Origin of the sequence: Rhizobium lentis (genome assembly GCF_014200175.1) — a bacterium.
GTDB lineage: Bacteria > Pseudomonadota > Alphaproteobacteria > Rhizobiales > Rhizobiaceae > Rhizobium > Rhizobium mulingense.
In genome coordinates this window covers 721,819-735,276 of sequence record NZ_JACHBD010000001.1, presented here as the reverse complement: position 1 = coordinate 735,276, position 13,458 = coordinate 721,819, and the positions used below count along the sequence as shown (strand labels likewise).

Below are 13,458 nucleotides of genomic sequence, written 5' to 3'. Positions count from 1 at the left end.
CCATTTGATCTCGCAGGCGTGTGGACGCGGCTATGCTGCGCGCTTCAGGCCTGATCACGAATTTTGGTGCAGGTGGCGGTAGATAGCCACGCAATCGCTGAGCGTCAATCTTTGTAACCGGGATTGCGGCCGTTTTCCTGCGCTTTATCGCGCCGATCGCGCAATTTATTTGATCCCCCGCATCAGCGTGGTTTATGAAGCGGCATCAAAAACGGAGAAAAGACCATGCTGCGCGATCAACTCGCCACCCAGCTGAAAGAGGCGATGAAGGCCAAGGATTCGGAGCGGCTTTCCACCGTCCGGCTGATTCAGGCCGCTATCAAGGATCGTGATATCGCCAATCGCGGTGCCGGCAAGGAGCAGGCGAGCGACGACGAGATCCTGCAGATTCTCGCCAAGATGGTGAAGCAGCGCGACGAATCGGCAAAGATTTACGAGGAGAATTCCCGGCCGGAACTCGCTGCCAAGGAGCGCGCCGAAATCACCGTCATCCAGGATTTCATGCCGAAGCAGCTGTCGGAGAGCGAAGTGCGCGCCAACGTCTCGGCGATCATCGCCGAGACCGGTGCTGCCGGCGCCAAGGACATGGGCAAGGTGATGGCCGCGCTCAAGGAGCGTTATGCCGGCCAGATGGATTTCGCCAAGGCGTCGGCGACCGTCAAGGAACTGCTGAACTAATTTAGAGCCTTTCCTGGTTAGATTGAAGCATTCTGCCGAAGCAGGTTTTCGTCAGGGCAGAGGCGATTGCGACGGGCATACCTCAAGGTACGTCCGAGCCGATCGCCTCTGATCCTGGCTAGAGATGCCCGGCCCTCCGGCCGCACCGCTTCGCCGCGGCGAAGCGGTCAGTGCGTCCGGCGATTCGAAGTCTTGCAGATTTGCCAGGCAAATCTGCGGGAGGGCTGGCTGAAACGGGCCGGCTGATCGACCGGCCGGCTTGGCCGTAGAGCTTGGCTACGACACGCGCCGGCCGGTCGACCATCCGACTCCGTTTGAGCCAACAGAATGCATCAATCTAACCAGGGAAGGCACTAGACCACGCGTCGCGCCTACGGTTCGTCGAGGACCGCGGGTCCGAGCACCGCCTCGGCGGCGGCATCGACGATGGCGAATTTGGAAGCCTGATAATTCCAGTATTCTAGGATGAAGCGGCGTGACAGCCAGAAGTCGCCCTTGCGGGATGGTTCCGTCCAGCCGACGCTTTCCATGGTCGCGGCCTGCGTCAGAAGCCGCTTCAGGTGGGTGTTCGATATCATGAACTGGTCGCGGATTTCCCGCAGCGACAGGGGGCCGACCGCGACGCGCTCGGCCGTCTCGGGAAAATCCGGAAGGCGCGAGATCAGGTAGTCCATCACCAGCCCGCCGGAATTTGCCCAGTTGAAGAGGTTGAAGGTGGGGCCCGGACTGCGCACCGCCTGGCTTCCGATGATCGCCTTAGCGATGCGGGGCTGGATCGCTGCCATCATCGCCGCGGGATCTGTGGCGATCCTGTCGGCGCGCTTACCGCCGTCGAGGCTGTCGAGGATCATCATGTGGGTGACGAGCCATCGGGTGAAATGCTGCTCCGCGATTTCGGTGGGTTCCAGATAGCGTGTGCGCTTGTCGGCACCAGGAGCCGGACGCAGGAAGCGATAGGCCAGCATTTCCTGCATGAACGCCGCTGCCGTGTTGCGGCTGGCGATGTCGTTCTGGACCGCAAAATCGATGAAGCGGCCGGAATAGAGGCCGCTCTTTTCATAGTCGGGATGGCCATAATGAAGTGCAAAGCCGGCATGGGCCATCAGCCAGCGCTGCTGTGCGGCGAAAATCGAGGCGATGCGCGGGCTCTCACGATAGATCGCGAGCATCTGATCGGCGCAGTGGAGGATTGCCGCGAGAAAGCGATCGTCTGCTGCAAGAGTTTCAGCGGTAAAGGCCATGGGGAAGGAGTCCAGGAAATTCGGCGCATACTTCCTTCACGCACGCGCCGCCTGTCAACGGATTTGTCAATAATCGGTTAATTTCAAAAGGGAATTTGTATCAGGGCAAGCCAAAAATTTAAGAAGGCAGGAGCTGGGGGCGCTCCTGCCTTCTTGCACTTTGCTTCCGCCGGCACGCAGGGCCGAAGCCCAAGCCGGAGGGTATTTGCAAAGGCACCCTTGCGAAGCGGCGCCGGGGGTAGGGATGGTGCTTCGCTCGGGGATCGCTTGTTGAGATCGAACTTATTGCGGTGCGGCGGCCTGTTCAAATTACAAAAAAATAATGATTGCCGAAAATGTCGGTTTTGGAGATGTCGAAGCGGAGGCTCGGATGGCGGCGCAAAGAGCAGAGCGGATCGTGACAGAGGGTGGTAATGGTTTGTTTTCAAACGATTTATTTGAGGCTCATGGGAGATGTCCGTCTTTGCCGAAGCTTGCGCGACGGCGGAATTCTGGTCTCCAGAGGACAATAATGTCGCACCCCTGTCGCAGGGGCGATAACGTGTTTTTGATTGGATAAGCGACGCAATCGGAGACGGGTGCACTTGCCTGTGAATAGCGGGTTTTCGTGACAAGTTTCGTGGCATGGTGCGGCAAAGCAGCTTATATGGAGGCTGGCCAAGAGGTATAGATGCGCTTTTCCAACACCTTTCTCGATGAGATCCGTGACCGCGTTCCGATTTCGAACGTGATCGCGCGCCGTGTGAGCTGGGACAAGCGCAAGACCAATGTCTCGCGCGGCGATTACTGGGCCTGCTGCCCGTTTCACGGCGAAAAATCACCGAGCTTCCACTGCGAGAACCGGAAGGGCCGTTATCATTGCTTCGGCTGTGGCGTCACCGGTGACCATTTCCGCTTCCTCACCGAGCTGGAGGGCCTGAGTTTTCCCGAGGCGGTGCAGCAGATCGCCGATATGGCCGGCGTGCCGATGCCGCTTGCCGATCCCGTCATGGAAAAGCGCGAGAAGGAGCGCGGCTCGCTGATCGACGTCATGGAAATGGCGACGGCCTTCTTCCAGGACCAGTTGCAGACCGCCAATGGCGCGAAGGCGCGCGCCTATCTGCGCGATCGCGGGCTGACGGGGCGCACCATCGAGACGTTCCGCCTCGGTTATGCGCCCGACAGCCGCAATGCGCTCAAGGAATTCCTCGCCGGCAAGGGCGTCACCAAAGAGCAGATCGAGGCCTGCGGCCTCGTCGTTCATGAAAACGTGCCGGTGTCCTATGATCGCTTCCGCGACCGCATCATGTTCCCGATCCTCTCGTCGCGGGAAAAGGTGATCGCCTTCGGCGGCCGTGCCATGTCGGCCGAGGCGCCGGCGAAATACCTGAACTCGAACGAGACGGAGCTCTTCCACAAGGGCAATGTTCTCTACAATTTCGCCCGCGCCCGCCGCGCCGTCCAGGGGCCGGGCCGCAGCGATCAGCAGGACGAGAATGCGAGCGGCACCATCATTGCCGTCGAAGGCTATATGGACGTGATCGCGCTCCATCAGGCGGGTATTGAGAACGCCGTTGCGCCGCTCGGCACCGCACTTACCGAAAATCAGCTCGAGCTGCTCTGGAAGATGGTGCCGCAGCCGGTGCTCTGCTTCGATGGCGACGGCGCCGGCATCCGTGCGGCCAATCGCGCCGCCGAACTGGCGCTGCCGCATCTGAAGCCTGGCCGCTCCGTCCGCTTCGCGCTGCTGCCCGACGGCAAAGACCCTGATGATCTCGTGCGCGACGAGGGCCGCGCGCCTTTCGACAAGGTGATGAGCCAGGCAAAGCCGCTTTCGGAGATGCTGTGGAGCCGGGAGATCAACACCGGCAAGTTCGACACGCCCGAGGCACGCGCCGAGCTCGAGGCGCGGCTGAAGCAGCTTGTGGCCGTCATTGCTGACGAGAATGTTCGCCGTCATTACCAGCAAGATATTCGCGACCGGCTGAACGCCTTCTTCCAGCCGCAGTTCCAGAACCGCAATAATGGCGAGCGGCGCGGTTTCGGCGGCAACTCCCGGGCTGGCCGCGACAATGCTGCTAAGGCAGGGCCGAAAAGCCCGAGCCTGATTTCCGACCGGCTTGCCCGCTCGGGCCCGGTGCGCGGCCATCGGGACAATACGGCGCTGCGCGAAAGCGTGCTGGCGCTCACCATCGTCAATCATCCGGCGCTGATGATCGACGATTATGACGAGATCGCCGCGATCGAATATGACAGCCGCGAGCTGCAACGGTTGTGGTCGGCGGTGCTTGGGGCAGCGGCCGCCGTCGCCGGCCCGCATCTGACGCGTGACTATCTGACTGAACGGCTGGAATTCGAGGGCTTCGGCCCGCTGATCAAGAGCCTCGACCAGCAGGTGCGCAATGCCCGGCTCTGGACGGCCACCGAGGAGGCGGCGATGGAGGATGCACGTGAGGGTTATCGCCAGGCGCTCGCCTTCCACAAACGGGCAAAGGCGCTGCGTCGGCAGAAGTTGGAGCTCGAACGCGAGATTGCGCTGGCGACCGAGGCCGGCGACGGCGAGGCGATCGTTCAACTGATACGGGCCCAGCAGGAAGTGCATCTGGAAGGCGTGCGCCTTGAGAACCAGGAGGCGATCATCGACGGATTCGGCGTGCTTTCCGGTCGCGTCAAAGGGGCGGCGAACCACTGATGTCGCTGACCGAAGGCAACGAAGCTGGCTTTTCCGCCTCCGATGCGCTGTTTTCCGCCGGCCGCTCGCCACTCGAGGTGCTGAAGCACGTCTATGGCTATTCCTCTTTCCGCGGCAAGCAGCAGCAGGTGGTCGAGCACGTCGTGTCAGGCGGCGATGCGGTGGTGCTCTTTCCGACAGGTGCGGGCAAATCACTGTGCTTCCAGATCCCGGCGCTCTGCCGCGAAGGCGTCGGCATCGTCGTTTCGCCGTTGATTGCCCTGATGCGCGATCAGGTGGAGGCGATGAAGCAACTCGGCATTCGTGCTGCCGCACTCAATTCGTCGCTGTCGCGCGAGGAGTTCGTCGAGGTTCGCCGCGCGCTTTCGGCCGGCAAGCTCGATCTCCTCTACGTGACGCCGGAGCGCATCCTGACCGACGGCTTCCGCGAGCTGATCGCCAATGAGAAGATCGCGCTGTTTGCGATCGACGAGGCCCATTGCGTCTCGCAGTGGGGCCATGATTTCCGGCCGGAATATCGTGAGCTCGGCCGGCTCGGCGAGCAATATCCGGGCGTGCCCAGAATAGCGCTGACGGCAACGGCCGATCCTCATACCCGCGACGATATCGTCGAGCGGCTGGGGCTCGACGCTGCCGAGATCTTCACCACCAGCTTCGACCGGCCCAACATCAGCTATGAGATCGTCGAGCGCGATCAGCCGCGTCAGCAGCTTTTGCGCTTCCTCTCCGACCATAAGGGCGACAGCGGCATCGTTTACTGCCTGTCGCGCGCCAAGGTCGAGGACACGGCCGACTGGCTGAACGGGCAGGGGGTTCGTGCACTGCCTTATCATGCCGGCATGGACCGGGCGCTTCGCGACGCCAATCAGGATGCCTTCCTGAAGGAAGAGAATCTCTGCCTGGTTGCCACCGTCGCTTTCGGCATGGGCATAGATAAACCGAATGTGCGTTACGTCGCCCATCTCGACCTGCCGGGTTCGGTGGAAGCCTATTACCAGGAGACCGGGCGCGCCGGCCGCGACGGCCTGCCGTCGGAGGTCTGGATGGCCTATGGCATGACCGACGTCATTCAGCGTCGTCGGATGATCGACGAGGGCAATGCCGCCGCGGAGATCAAGCGGGTCGAACGCGCCAAGCTCAATGCCTTGCTGGCGATTTGCGAGACCGCCTCCTGCCGCCGGCAGGCGATCCTGGCCCATTTCGGGGAGGCACATGCCGGCCAATGCGGCAATTGCGACACTTGCCTGAAGCCGGTCGAGACCTGGGAGGGCACGGAAGCGGCGATCAAGGCGCTGGCCGCCGTCTATCGCACCGGCGAGCGTTTCGGCGCCGGCCACGTCATCGACGTGCTGGTCGGCAATGTCAACGACAAGACCGAGCGTTTCGGCCATGTCGATATGCCCGTCTTTGGCGCCGGCAAGGACATTCCGGCGCGAACTTGGCAATCCGTTTGCCGCCAGCTGCTCGCCATGGGGCTGATCCGGGTCGATCACGATGCCTATGGGGCGCTTAAGTTGGAGCCGGAAGCGCGCGCCGTCTTCAAGCGCGAGCGACAGGTATTCTTCCGCAAGGACCGGCCTGCCTCGGAACGGCGCACGAAGAAGGCGGAGCGCAGTGAGCGCAAATCGGCCCTGTCGGGCGCCGACGACAGCCTCTTCGAGGCGCTGCGGGCCGAGCGCATGGCGATCGCCAAATCGCTCGGCGTGCCGCCCTATGTCGTCTTCCCCGATACGACGCTGATCGCTTTTGCCACCGAACGGCCGCGCAGCCGTCAGGAGCTGCTCGCCATATCCGGCGTCGGGCAGGCGAAGCTCGAGCGCTATGGCGACGCCTTCCTGGAGATCATCCTCGCGCATGACGACTGAATGGATCGGGCGACGTGCCTCCCGATTTGGGCCCAGCGCTGAACAAGACAATCCGGTGGCGATATGCTAACTCCGAAGCTATAAAAAACATCAGGAAGGGCCGCCTATGACCTCGCCATTTGTCTCCCATCTCCGCGCCGAGATTTCGGCGCTGAAGGATGCCGGCCTCTATAAGTCCGAACGGGTCATCAGCTCCAAGCAGGCGGGCGAAATTGCGATTTCCACCGGCGAGCGGGTGCTGAATTTCTGCGCCAACAACTACCTCGGCCTTGCCGACAATGAGGAACTGGCCGAGGCCGGCAAGCAGGCGCTCGACCGCTACGGCTACGGCATGGCCTCGGTGCGCTTCATCTGCGGCACCCAGGAGGAGCATAAGCAGCTCGAAGCGCGCATTTCCTCTTTCCTCGGGATGGAAGACACCATCCTCTATTCCTCCTGCTTCGACGCCAATGGTGGCCTGTTCGAGACGCTGCTTTCCGAGGAGGACGCGATCATCTCGGATGCGCTGAACCACGCCTCGATCATCGACGGCGTCAGGCTGTCGAAGGCCAAGCGCTTCCGCTACGCCAACAACGACATGGCAGCACTCGAAGAGGAATTGAAGAAGGCCGAAGGCAGCCGCTTCAAGCTGATCGCCACCGACGGCGTCTTCTCGATGGACGGCATCATCGCCAATCTGGGCGGGGTCTGCGATCTCGCCGAGAAATACGGCGCCATGGTCATGGTCGATGACAGCCATGCGGTCGGCTTCGTCGGCAGGAATGGCCGCGGCTCGGCCGAACATTGCGGCGTCGAGGGCCGGATCGACATCATCACCGGCACGCTCGGCAAGGCGCTCGGCGGCGCCTCGGGCGGTTATACCTCGGCGAAAGCCGAGGTCGTCGAATGGCTGCGGCAGCGCTCGCGACCCTATCTGTTCTCGAACACGCTGGCGCCGGTCATTGCCGCTGCCTCGCTGAAAGTGTTCGACCTGATCGAAAATGGTGATGCCTTGCGCAAGCGCCTTTCCGACAATGCCGATCTCTTCCGCACCGAGATGACGAAGCTCGGCTTCACGCTCGCCGGCGAAGGCCATCCGATCATTCCCGTCATGCTCGGCGAGGCCAAGCTCGCCCAGGACATGGCAGGTCTGATGCTGAAGAAGGGTATCTATGTGATCGGCTTCTCCTTCCCCGTCGTGCCCAAGGGCCAAGCCCGCATCCGCACGCAGATGTCGGCCGCGCATTCGCGGGCGGATGTCGAGCGGGCGATTGCGGCCTTTGCGGAGGCAGGGCGGGAATTGGGTGTGATTTGAGTGCAGCTTACTCCCTCTTCTCCCCAGCGGGGAGAAGGTGGCCCGAAAGGTCGGATGAGGGGGCGGAGCAAAGCGACGTTTCGAGCGGTAAGCAAGAAACAAACGAGGATTTGACGGTGTGCCGTGTGGCCCCCTCATCCGCCCTACGGGCATCTTCTCTCCGCTGGGGAGAAGAGGGAATAGCGACGCTGGCGTCAAGCAGAGGTGGGAGCAGACATGTCGAACATGATGAAGGCGCTGGTCAAATCGAAGCCCGAGGTCGGGCTCTGGATGGAGAATGTGCCGGTGCCGGAGGTCGGGCCGAACGATGTGCTGATCCGGGTGAAAAAATCGGCGATCTGCGGCACCGACGTGCACATCTGGAACTGGGACCAGTGGGCGCAGAAGACCATTCCGGTGCCGATGGTGGTCGGCCATGAATTTTCCGGCGAGATCGCCGAGATAGGCTCTGCCGTCACCCGCTATCATGTCGGCGAGCGGGTTTCCGGCGAGGGCCATATCGTCTGCGGCAAGTGCCGCAACTGCCGGGCGGGCAGAGGGCATCTCTGCCGCAATACGCTCGGCGTCGGCGTCAACCGGCCGGGCTCGTTCGGCGAGTTCGTCTGCATCCCCGAAAGCAATGTCGTGGCGATCCCGGACGATATTTCCGATGAGATCGCGGCGATCTTCGACCCGTTCGGCAATGCCGTGCACACCGCACTCTCCTTCGATCTCGTCGGCGAGGACGTGCTCGTCACCGGCGCCGGGCCGATCGGCATCATGGGGGCGCTGGTCGCCAAACGTTCCGGCGCCCGCAAGGTCGTCATTACCGATATCAATCCGCATCGGCTGGATCTGGCGCGCAAGCTCGGCATCGACCACGTCGTCGACGCCTCGAAGGAAAATCTCGCCGACGTGATGAAGACGATCGGAATGACCGAGGGGTTCGATGTCGGGCTCGAAATGTCGGGTGCGGCACCCGCCTTCCGCGACATGATCGACAAGATGAACAATGGCGGCAAGATCGCCATTCTCGGCATTGCGCCGGCGGGCTTCGAGATCGACTGGAACAAGGTGATCTTCAAGATGCTCAATCTCAAGGGCATTTACGGCCGCGAGATGTTCGAGACCTGGTACAAGATGATCGCCTTCGTCCAGGGCGGCCTCGATCTCGCACCCATTATTACCCATCGCATCAAGATCGACGATTTCCGCGATGGCTTCGAGGCGATGCGGTCGGGCAACTCCGGCAAAGTCGTCATGAATTGGATGTGAGGAGGACGAGATGATTTATGAAGGAAGCTGCCATTGCGGCAATATCGCTTTCGAGGTCGAAGGCGAATTCAGCGAGGCGCTCGACTGCAACTGTTCGCTCTGCCGCCGGCGCGGCGGGCTTCTGGCCTTCGTGCCGCGTGAGAAGCTGGTGCTGAAAACGCCCGACGCGAATATCTCGACCTATACCTTCAACAGGCATGTCATCCGCCATCACTTTTGCGCCAAGTGCGGTATTGCGCCCTTCGGCGAGGGTGTCGCGCCCGATGGCTCGGCGATGGCTTCGATCAACCTGCGCTGCATTCCCGCGATCGACCTCGGCGCGCTGAAGGTGACGGCCTATGACGGTGCGGCGCGTTAGAGACGGCAATATAACGTCGGCACAATTGTAAAAGACGACCGAACAACTGGTGCGGCATGCAAAATTCATGCTGCTCTTGTCTTTTGTTTGCCGCTTCTTAAATAAGGTTCGCAATCGCAGCCGCGGTTCAAAGCCTGTGGATAAGGCTTTTTCCGATGATTCGTGAGCTTTTTTTATGGAAAAGCTTGACGAGAACAAAAAATGTGGGAATCACCGTTCGACTTGTTGAAACGGTGAACTGGGTCAAGGCGGATCGCGCAACCATGGCCGGAAATCCAAAGGCAAGAAAGCTTTGCTGTCCGGTACCGGCGATCGTGGTTAATCAGACTTTAAATGTCATCCCGTTAGGTGGGCTCAGGTGATTCAAGGGCGGCGCGAGCGGCGCGTCAAGCCCTGAGACGGCCCATTCACCGTAGCGAGATTGGATAGCGTCAGGAAGGCGACGATATAAATGGCAACCAAGGTCAAAGAGAACGAAGACGCGGAAGTCGAACGCGACGGCGCAAGCGACGGCCCTCTTCTCGATCTTTCCGACGACGCGGTCAAGAAGATGATCAAGGCCGCCAAGAAGCGCGGCTATGTGACGATGGATGAGCTCAACGCCGTTCTGCCGTCCGAGGAAGTGACGTCCGAGCAGATCGAAGACACGATGTCGATGCTTTCGGACATGGGCATCAACGTCATCGAGGACGAGGAAGCCGAGGAAGCCGGCGCTTCCGGCGGCGGCGATGACGATGATGCCGGCGGCGACGAGGACAGCGAAGGCGGCGAACTCGCGCCTTCCGGCGGCACCGCGCTTGCGACCGCCAAGAAGAAAGAGCCGACCGACCGTACCGACGATCCGGTGCGCATGTATCTGCGCGAAATGGGCTCGGTGGAACTGCTCTCCCGCGAGGGCGAAATCGCCATCGCCAAGCGCATCGAGGCCGGTCGCGAGACGATGATCGCCGGCCTCTGCGAGAGCCCGCTGACCTTCCAGGCGCTGATCATCTGGCGCGACGAACTCAACGAAGGCACGACGCTGCTGCGCGAGATCATCGATCTCGAAACGACCTATTCCGGTCCCGAGGCCAAGGCTGCGCCGCAGTTCCAGAGCCCCGAGAAGATCGAGGCCGACCGCAAGGCGGCCGAAGAGAAGGAAAAGACCCGCCGCGCCCGCTCCGGCGACGACGACATCACCGATGTCGGCGGCGAAGGCCTGCCTCCCGAGGAGGAGGAAGAGGACGAGGACGAATCCAATCTTTCGCTGGCGGCGATGGAAGCCGAGCTTCGCCCGCAGGTGATGGAGACGCTCGATACGATCGCCGAGACCTACAAGAAGCTGCGCAAGCTGCAGGACCAGCAGGTCGAGCAGCGCCTGTCGGCGTCCGGCACGCTTTCCTCCGCCCAGGAGCGCCGCTACAAGGAGCTCAAGGATGAGCTCATCAAGGCCGTCAAGTCGCTGTCGCTCAACCAGAACCGTATCGACGCCCTGGTCGAGCAGCTCTACGACATCAACAAGCGCCTCGTCTCCAACGAAGGCCGCCTGCTGCGTCTGGCCGAATCCTACGGCGTCAAGCGCGATAGCTTCCTGGAACAGTATCAGGGCGCCGAGCTCGATCCGAACTGGATGAAGTCGATCGGCAATCTGGCCGCCCGCGGCTGGAAGGAATTCGCCAAGGGCGAGAACACGACGATCCGCGACATCCGCCAGGAAATCCAGAATCTGGCGACCGAGACCGGCATTTCGATTTCGGAATTCCGCCGCATCGTGCACATGGTGCAGAAGGGCGAGCGCGAAGCGCGCATCGCCAAGAAGGAAATGGTCGAAGCGAACCTTCGCCTCGTCATCTCCATCGCCAAGAAATACACGAACCGCGGCCTGCAGTTCCTCGACCTCATTCAGGAAGGCAATATCGGCCTGATGAAGGCGGTCGACAAGTTCGAATACCGCCGCGGCTACAAGTTCTCGACCTATGCGACCTGGTGGATCCGTCAGGCGATCACCCGGTCGATTGCCGACCAGGCCCGCACCATTCGCATTCCGGTGCATATGATCGAGACGATCAACAAGATCGTCCGTACCTCGCGCCAGATGCTGCACGAGATCGGCCGCGAGCCGACGCCGGAAGAACTGGCCGAAAAGCTCGCCATGCCGCTCGAAAAGGTCCGCAAGGTCCTGAAGATCGCCAAAGAGCCGATCTCGCTCGAAACCCCTGTTGGTGACGAAGAGGATTCGCATCTCGGCGATTTCATCGAGGACAAGAACGCGCTGCTGCCGATCGACGCGGCCATCCAGGCGAACCTGCGCGAGACGACCACCCGCGTTCTCGCCTCACTGACGCCGCGCGAGGAACGTGTGCTGCGGATGCGCTTCGGCATCGGCATGAACACCGACCACACGCTCGAAGAAGTCGGCCAGCAGTTCTCGGTCACCCGCGAACGTATTCGCCAGATCGAGGCGAAGGCGCTGCGCAAGCTGAAGCATCCGAGCCGTTCGCGCAAGCTGCGCTCGTTCCTCGACAGCTAAGCTTCGATGACTTCTTGATGGGAATGCCGGGCTTTATGCCCGGCTCAGCCTGCTGACGAAGCCGGCCAACTCTTCTTTCGTCATGCTCGGGCTTGTCCCGGGCATCTGCCTCCGTTTCGTAGGCAGCAGATCCCAGCACAAAGCCGAGGATGAAGCCAGGTGGCGAGCGAGGTTTATCATCAAATAGAGCCGGGCTTTACGCCCGGCTTTTTGCTTTTGTGATTAACACCAATGATCCTCGCTGCTTTCTTGTCCCTGTATGGTGACAGGCCTATAATCCGGCCACGGGGAAAGGATCGATCGCGACACACGCGAGATCGTATGCCTGCGTGAGCGATCCTCCGTCGGGAGGTGCGACATGACCACTTACATTCTTTTGATCGACTGGACAGACCAAGGCATCCGTACTGTTCGCGACTCGGCAAAACGGCTGGACGCGGCGAAGAAACTGCTCGCAGGCGTCGGCGGCTCCATCAACCAGTTCTATCTGACGATGGGTGGACACGACATGGTCGCCGTCTGCGAGGCGCCCGACGACGCGGTGATGGCGCATTTTACACTGTCGCTCGCCATGGCGGGCAATGTCCGCACCGAGACGCTGAAGGCGTTCCCGGAGGCTGCCTATCGGGATCTGATCGGCTCGCTGGGTTAGCTGCATTCTAGGGTTGTGTATTTTATGTGTTGCAGAGCGCCGGCTGTGCTGGCAGTGTCGCGGCGTGCTTCAATTTCCGCGACACGGCTTATGGCTCGATTTTCGGCAAGCTCATGACGAAAGCGCTTTCCCGTTTCATGATCGCCGTCGGTCGTCCGGCCGTCACTTCCTGACCAATGGAACTGGCGGCGGGCACACGGGATGGCGGGATCGGGCAGGGCGCGGCTGCGTCCTTCGCGCTGCATGCCGCTGCGATCCTGCTCCTTCTGCTGCTGTTGCCGAGGGCCGAGCCGCCGCTGCCGGTGCCCGATGACGGCCTCACGGTGGAGATCGTTCCGCAGGCCGCGGAGCCTCTGAAAATGCCTCAGCCGGTCAAGACGCCTTCGCGGGAACAGGGAAAGCCTGAGGCCGCGAGGCCCGAAGCAGGGCCGACAACGCCGGTCATGAACAATCCGCCTGCTGTGCCGATGCCATCTCCGGCGCCGATCGCGCCGCCGGCGCCGAAGCCGGCGGAATTCGTCACGGCAAGCCAATTCTTTTCCGACAGGGTGCTGGCCGATTTGCGCAGCCGCGGGGCGCGGGAGGCGCTGCGCCAGCTTTCCGGAGCCGAGCGCAATCTGCAGCTTTGCGATCTTGAGGCGCTGGAACAGGTTCGCCGCGCGCAGCCGGATATGCAGCCCGATATGCTCGCGCCCTATGCGATGGCGGCGGAGAAGGTCAGCGGCAACAGCGTCGAGGTCAAGGGCGGCGCCTTCCGCAGCAAACGCAAATGGTACAATATCCGGTTCAGATGCGCGCTTGATGTGGGCTCCGGCAAGGTCGCGTCCTTCGCCTTTCTCATCGGCGACGCCATTCCGCAAGCCGTATGGCAGGAGCATGATTTGGTCGCGGACGATGGACCCGCCGACCAATGACCGCGGCAGCGATCACGCGGTT

At 61.6% G+C, this 13,458-nt stretch carries 10 protein-coding genes; 9 read left to right on the top strand and 1 reads right to left on the bottom strand.

Features of this window, described 5'->3' with window-relative positions; genetic code table 11:
- Positions 1-225: 225 nt before the first annotated feature.
- Positions 226-678, top strand: a complete 453-nt coding sequence (locus GGI60_RS03600) for a GatB/YqeY domain-containing protein (RefSeq protein WP_183912537.1) — start codon at positions 226-228, stop codon at positions 676-678.
- Between the two features lie 371 nt (positions 679-1,049).
- On the opposite strand, the gene GGI60_RS03595 is transcribed toward GGI60_RS03600, so the two are convergent.
- On the bottom strand, positions 1,050-1,919 hold the full coding sequence (locus GGI60_RS03595) for a hypothetical protein (RefSeq protein WP_183912539.1): 870 nt from the start codon (positions 1,917-1,919) through the stop codon (positions 1,050-1,052).
- A gap of 670 nt (positions 1,920-2,589) precedes the next feature.
- Between GGI60_RS03595 and dnaG the strand changes: the two genes are divergently transcribed.
- The 8 genes from dnaG (at position 2,590) to GGI60_RS03555 (ending at position 13,436) form a co-directional block, all read left to right on the top strand.
- A complete protein-coding gene (gene dnaG / locus GGI60_RS03590; RefSeq protein WP_183912541.1) occupies positions 2,590-4,590 on the top strand; it encodes a DNA primase in 2,001 nt (666 codons plus the stop codon).
- Complete coding sequence (recQ, locus tag GGI60_RS03585) at positions 4,590-6,455, top strand: DNA helicase RecQ (protein WP_183912543.1); 1,866 nt, start codon at positions 4,590-4,592, stop codon at positions 6,453-6,455. The genes dnaG and recQ overlap by 1 nt, the downstream gene beginning before the upstream one ends.
- A 106-nt stretch (positions 6,456-6,561) precedes the next feature.
- On the top strand, positions 6,562-7,749 hold the full coding sequence (locus GGI60_RS03580; protein ID WP_183912545.1) for a glycine C-acetyltransferase: 1,188 nt from the start codon (positions 6,562-6,564) through the stop codon (positions 7,747-7,749).
- Positions 7,750-7,965: 216 nt separating this feature from the next.
- Positions 7,966-9,003, top strand: a complete 1,038-nt coding sequence (gene tdh, locus GGI60_RS03575; RefSeq protein WP_183912547.1) for an L-threonine 3-dehydrogenase — start codon at positions 7,966-7,968, stop codon at positions 9,001-9,003.
- Between the two features lie 10 nt (positions 9,004-9,013).
- A complete protein-coding gene (locus GGI60_RS03570) occupies positions 9,014-9,361 on the top strand; it encodes a GFA family protein (protein WP_183912549.1) in 348 nt (115 codons plus the stop codon).
- A 451-nt stretch (positions 9,362-9,812) separates the two neighbouring features.
- Positions 9,813-11,870: an RNA polymerase sigma factor RpoD gene (gene rpoD, locus GGI60_RS03565; RefSeq protein ID WP_004677699.1), complete on the top strand. Its 2,058-nt coding sequence runs from the start codon at positions 9,813-9,815 to the stop codon at positions 11,868-11,870.
- A 358-nt stretch (positions 11,871-12,228) separates the two neighbouring features.
- Positions 12,229-12,522, top strand: a complete 294-nt coding sequence (locus GGI60_RS03560) for a GYD domain-containing protein (protein ID WP_097578689.1) — start codon at positions 12,229-12,231, stop codon at positions 12,520-12,522.
- Between the two features lie 176 nt (positions 12,523-12,698).
- Positions 12,699-13,436 (top strand): DUF930 domain-containing protein, encoded by a 738-nt coding sequence (locus GGI60_RS03555; protein WP_183912553.1) that lies wholly within the window; start codon positions 12,699-12,701, stop codon positions 13,434-13,436.
- Positions 13,437-13,458 lie beyond the last annotated feature (22 nt).

What these genes read in the sequence shown, in the direction of transcription:
- GGI60_RS03600 (WP_183912537.1), top strand. Translation starts at nt 226, where the DNA reads ATGCTGCGCGATCAACTCGCCACCCAGCTGAAAGAGGCGATGAAGGCC.
- GGI60_RS03595 (WP_183912539.1), bottom strand. Translation starts at nt 1,919, where the DNA reads ATGGCCTTTACCGCTGAAACTCTTGCAGCAGACGATCGCTTTCTCGCG.
- dnaG (WP_183912541.1), top strand. Translation starts at nt 2,590, where the DNA reads ATGCGCTTTTCCAACACCTTTCTCGATGAGATCCGTGACCGCGTTCCG.
- recQ (WP_183912543.1), top strand. Translation starts at nt 4,590, where the DNA reads ATGTCGCTGACCGAAGGCAACGAAGCTGGCTTTTCCGCCTCCGATGCG.
- GGI60_RS03580 (WP_183912545.1), top strand. Translation starts at nt 6,562, where the DNA reads ATGACCTCGCCATTTGTCTCCCATCTCCGCGCCGAGATTTCGGCGCTG.
- tdh (WP_183912547.1), top strand. Translation starts at nt 7,966, where the DNA reads ATGTCGAACATGATGAAGGCGCTGGTCAAATCGAAGCCCGAGGTCGGG.
- GGI60_RS03570 (WP_183912549.1), top strand. Translation starts at nt 9,014, where the DNA reads ATGATTTATGAAGGAAGCTGCCATTGCGGCAATATCGCTTTCGAGGTC.
- rpoD (WP_004677699.1), top strand. Translation starts at nt 9,813, where the DNA reads ATGGCAACCAAGGTCAAAGAGAACGAAGACGCGGAAGTCGAACGCGAC.
- GGI60_RS03560 (WP_097578689.1), top strand. Translation starts at nt 12,229, where the DNA reads ATGACCACTTACATTCTTTTGATCGACTGGACAGACCAAGGCATCCGT.
- GGI60_RS03555 (WP_183912553.1), top strand. Translation starts at nt 12,699, where the DNA reads ATGGAACTGGCGGCGGGCACACGGGATGGCGGGATCGGGCAGGGCGCG.